Source organism: Caldisphaera sp. (assembly GCF_046536515.1).
Lineage (GTDB): Archaea > Thermoproteota > Thermoprotei_A > Sulfolobales > Acidilobaceae > Caldisphaera.
In genome coordinates, this window is sequence record NZ_JAWDMQ010000075.1 from 1 (window position 1) to 5306 (window position 5306).

General features: G+C 34.9%; 4 protein-coding genes. All 4 read right to left on the reverse strand.

Going from position 1 to position 5306, the window contains the following annotated elements:
* A partial coding sequence (locus RXO53_RS07685) for a hydantoinase B/oxoprolinase family protein (RefSeq protein ID WP_410713641.1) occupies positions 1 to 1294 on the reverse strand: 1294 nt, incomplete at its 3' end.
* Between the two features lie 5 nt (positions 1295 to 1299).
* Positions 1300 to 3279 (reverse strand): hydantoinase/oxoprolinase family protein, encoded by a 1980-nt coding sequence (locus tag RXO53_RS07690; protein WP_410713642.1) that lies wholly within the window; start codon positions 3277 to 3279, stop codon positions 1300 to 1302.
* A gap of 45 nt (positions 3280 to 3324) precedes the next feature.
* Positions 3325 to 4818, reverse strand: coding sequence for a sodium:solute symporter family protein (locus tag RXO53_RS07695; protein ID WP_410713643.1), 1494 nt, complete (start codon positions 4816 to 4818; stop codon positions 3325 to 3327).
* The gene (locus RXO53_RS07700; protein WP_410713644.1) at positions 4815 to 5027 is read right to left on the reverse strand and encodes a DUF3311 domain-containing protein; all 213 of its coding nucleotides are present in this window, start codon (positions 5025 to 5027) and stop codon (positions 4815 to 4817) included. Before RXO53_RS07700 ends, RXO53_RS07695 begins: the two co-directional genes overlap by 4 nt.
* Positions 5028 to 5306: the final 279 nt, after the last annotated feature.

Sequence of the window (5306 nt, forward strand, 5' to 3'; positions counted from 1 at the left end):
CTTCCCTTATTTTATATGAGGTGAAAAACATTGGATAAGTAGATTCTGTTATTTCTATTGGGGTATTCATTGTATTCGTCATATTAGTATGCACACCAGAAACACCATCTCCGTTTGGTCTAGCACCGCTTCCCCCTCCTATGGTTTCGTAATATGCCCATGGCTTACCATTATTATCGTAGCCTCCTAGCATGACATTCATCATAGTACCAGATGAAGCGGCTGGAATTCTATCGGGCATTGCCTTTGAGAGAGCAAGTAAAATTACGTCTACAATTCTTTGGCTTGTCTCCAAGTTACCTCCTGAAACAGGGGCAGGTGGAGTCGCGTTAAGTAATGAACCCTCATCAGCCATAACATTTATGATTGAATAAAGGCCTTCGTTAGTAGGTACATCACCTTTCATTAAAGATCTAATAGCAAATGATGACGCAGCAAAAGTTACTCCAAAAACTGCATTTAAAGGCTTTCTCAGTTGTTTAGTTAATCTAGGATATGATATTGTAACGTTGTCTTCTGAAATTTTTACGTTAACATTAATGCTAATTAAATCTGAATTCTCAGGGCCCGTTTCTAAATAATCCTCAGCAATAAATTCGCCCTTTGGCCAATTTGATATTTCTCTTAAAGCTAATTCTCTTCCATATCTAATTGAATTGTCCCATCCATCAATAGTTTGCTCAAGCCCATATTTATCAATTAATTCTTTAACCCTTTTTATACCTGTTAAATTTGCCGCAATTTGAGCCTTGAGATCGCCTTCATTTGTTAAAGGCGACTTTACATTTGCTAAAAACATTTTTAATATATCTTCTCTAATTTTACCTTTTTCAACTAATTTTACCGGAGGCACTATTTCTCCTTCCTCATAAATAGTTGTTGCTTGTGGATTAATGCTGCCAAAAACAGGTCCTCCAATATCTACATGATGGGCCTTATTAGCTGTATAACCAATTAACTTTCCATTATAATAAATACCAGATATTACTGTTACATCATTTAAATGTGTGCCAGTTAAATAAGGATCGTTTGAAAACACCATATCTCCTTCGTTTAATTCTATACCTTCCTTCTCAAGATAATCTAACAAATTCTTCATTCCTACCCTTAATGAACCTAAGTGAACCGGTATGTGCTCAGCCTGTGCAACTATTCTTTCATGAGAGTCTATTATTGCACAGCTGTGATCAGCTCTTTCCCTTATATTTGGCGATAAAGCAGACCTTCTCAAAGCAACTCCCATTTCTTCTGATATAAAAGAAGTCGCCCTATGCACAATCTCCCACGAAACCATTAATATCACCTCTTCAAAATAACTGTTCTATGAGGTCCTACTTCCCCTCTCCAACCCCTTGGAATAACAATTGTAGAACTATATTCATCTATAATCGCAGGCCCTTTAATTTTACATCCTTTTGGTAAAGAATCTCTTTCATAAATAGGCACCTCATCCCAAGACTTGCTTATATAAGTTTTTCTAAAGCCTTTTTCCTTCAATTCTATGTTATCTTTAGCCTCCCCCAAGTAAGGTTTTGGTCTAACTCTGATTCCAAAAACTCTTGACATAACAATTTCTATGGGCCTATTTAATGTAAATCCATATGTATTATAATGAGCTAATGAAAAACTTTTTTCTACAGAATCTTTATCTAAATTTCCAGGCGCAGTAATTGTTAACTCATATCCCTGACCCTGATATCTTACATCTAATAACCTTATAAAGTAATCTAAAGCCCCTACTTTTTTAACTAATTCATTTTCCAGTTTTTCGAATGCCTCCTGCAAGTCTTTTGGAAAAGCCAGTCTTGCCTCAAATCTAGAGTCTGCCATCAATAAGCCTAGAGCACTAAATAAACCTGGTTCAGGAGGTATAATGACTTCTTGTGAACCTAATTCTTCTGCTAACATAGCCGCATGTTGAGGCCCTGCACCTCCAAAAGCTATTATTGAAAAAGAAGATGGATCCAAACCTCTTTCTACAGTTACCAACCTAACTGCCCTCGCCATTTCCAAGTTTATCAAATCAAGAGCTGATATAGAAATTTCTTCAGGATCGCCTAAGTTTGATAATGCTTTTCTAGCCAATTCCACGTTTAAATTTACTTCTCCTCCTGCAAGTTTATTCCCTATTCTGCCCAATAGCAAATTAGCATCTGTTATAGATGCCTTATTTCCGCCTTTTCCATATGATGCCGGACCCGGATCAGCCCCAACACTAATTGGCCCAACTCTTAATGCATTGGCCTCATCTTTCCATATAACAGTACCTCCTCCAGCAGAAACTTCAGCTAAATCTATAAACGGAAATCTAACCGGGTAACCTGAACCTTTAATTGTCCTTCCATGATGGGCTTCTCCCCCAACCTCATATTCTGTAGTTATTTCTAGCTTTCCATCAATTATTGCACTGGCTTTTGCTGTTGTCCCTCCCATATCAAATCCTATTGAATTCTTTATAGATAACATGTTTGAAAGCTCAGCCGCAGCTATTGCGCCCGCTGCTGGACCTGACTCAATCATTTGTACAGGTCTTTCTGATGCGTCTACCGTATTAACCAATCCCCCTGAACTTGACATTATATAGATCTCTTCCGTTCCAAACTCTTTTAAGGAAGAAGAAAGCATTTCAATATACCTAGACACTATTGGTCTTAGAACTGCATTAACTACTGTTGTCGATGTTCTCTCATACTCTCTTGGTTCCGGCGCTACATCATTAGATATTGTTACATACTTAAAATATCTATTCAATATCTCTTTAGTTTTAACCTCATTTTTAGGATTTATGTATGAATGAAGATAAGAAATTGCAACGCTTTCTATATTGCTATTTCTTAAATCATTTGCCATTTTTATTATTTCATTCTCATCTATATCTTTAATTACTTCCCCTTTTACATTAACCCTTTCATTTACTTCATATCTAAATTTCCTTGGAATTAATGGTCTTGGCTTAGTAAAGAAAAGATCGTAAAGCTTGGGCCTATTTTGTCTTCCAATTTCTATTATATCTTTAAAACCATTAGTTGTCAGCAATGCCGTATTCGGTAGCTCTAATCCAACTTGACCCAATATCGCATTTGTTGCAATTGTAGTTGCATGTAACAACTCAGGTATTTTAATTCCTTTTACTATTTGATTTAACGCGTTTATTATGCCTACTTCAGGCCTTGCTGGGGTTGTTGAAACTTTGGAAACTTTCATAAATCCATTAGAATCTATATATATTGCATCTGTAAAAGTTCCTCCCACATCTACCCCTACTAACACATTACCCATTTTAACCCCCATTTAAGTAATAAAAAAAGAACTTAAAAAAAATGATTATGATTTTTTAGGAAAAGCTAAACTTATTAATACTATTAAAATATTTATTAACAGCCCTATAAACCCTATGTATAAATCATGATATAATGTTGTAGATATTACTTTATAGTGATTAGCATATAGGGTTACAAATATTGAAACTAAAGATCCTATCCATATACCTGCTATGGCAAATTCCTTCCTAATAAATTTGAAAAATGGGTGTATTACAGCTATAGGCAAAAATTGCAAGATTATTTCAGCCCCTACCAGATAGAATTGAAAAGCATAGGTCATTGGAATTACTTGTAACAATGCAAGGGATAATAAGGCAAATATAACGGCAGCCCATCTAGCTACCTGAGTTTGCCCTTTTGGTGATATGTTTGGTTTGACCATCCTTGCCAAATCCCTTCCTGTCATATTGCCAACGGTTACTGTCATTAAAGCTGCTGGAACTAATCCTCCAACAAAAATGCCTAGTAAAGCTAGCCCTGCTAACCAAGGAGGCACTAAGGAAACTAACAAACCTGGAATTACATACAATCCTCTTGAAGATGCTGGTAATTGAAATATAAAGCTATGAACTGATGGTATTTTATAAACAGCTATAGCCATAATATCGGCTAAAGCTAATGGTATTGCATATAATATGGTTAATGAATAGCCTTTCAATATTCTATCTTCACTTTGGGCGGCCCATGACCCAGTTATATTGTGAGGCCATAAATAAGCTGAAAAAACTACTCCCAGCATGCTTGAACTAAATGCTAAAGCCTCAGTGCTTGGTAAAGATAAATATTTAGATGGCATACCAGAAAATAGATTAGTAAATCCATGAGTATAATAAAGTGTTGCAACTATAACAGTTAATAATCCGGTCCATACTAAAATGTCTTTAAATACTGCTCCAAGAGATACGCCTCTTACACCACTTGTAAATGAAAAAGCAGCTATTACCAGAAAAGCTATAAATAATATTACAAGGCTATATTCTTTAAAAGCTTGTGAAGTTGGCAAAATATGAAATGATTCTAAAAGAGTTGTACCAAGAATTGCGTACAATCCATCTACTTGCAATGCTATATAAAATAACGTTGCAAATATGCCCAAAATCACTATTGATAATGATAATCCTATGCTATTAAACTCTCCTCTGGCATAATCAGCAATAGTTATATAATTTTTCTCTTTCGAGATTTTCCATAGTCTTGGCATAAACAAACTTGCAAAAGCAAAAACCATTGCTTGATAAGCAACGCCAAAAAATCCATATGCCCCTAAAGCAAATACGGCTGAAGGAATTGCTAATATTGAATAAGCAGTAAACCAATCAGCTCCTTGCAAGAAAAATTGAAGAACTGTACCTAATTTTCTTCCTCCTAACCCCCATTCATGCAATTGCGTTATATCTCCCCTTCTGAAGCTTCTGCCCATAAATCCAACGATTGCGAAAACTATGAATAAAACAATAAACGTTATAAGTAATTCATAACCTGCTGCTGTTATCATGATGCTCCACCTTTAACTCTCAAGCTAACAATAGAATAGAGGATTATTGATGAAATCACGTACCATACTATTACCCACCAATAGAAAAATGGTATTCCTGCAAGTGTTGGACTTACAAAACTGTACCAAGGCCAAGCATAAACAGCAAATATTAATAATGTAATAATACCCACTATAATCCAATTTCTTTTATTTTCATTTGAACCCACAGCTCTCATCCCCACTTTATACATACTTTATACATAATAGTACACATATTTATACTTTTTTCATAACACTGCATAATTAAGAATAAAAACAATATTTCAGATCGCCTATAATTATATAATAAAATTATGACTTTTTTAAGAAAAGTGTTTAATTAATAAAATTTTTATAATCTATTTTTTAAACGAAGATTTAATTTTATCTCTTGTCTCCTTTCTTGCCGCAAAAGCTGCAATTGTAGAAGAACCGGCATAAATGTAGGGATTGAATTTAGCAGATGA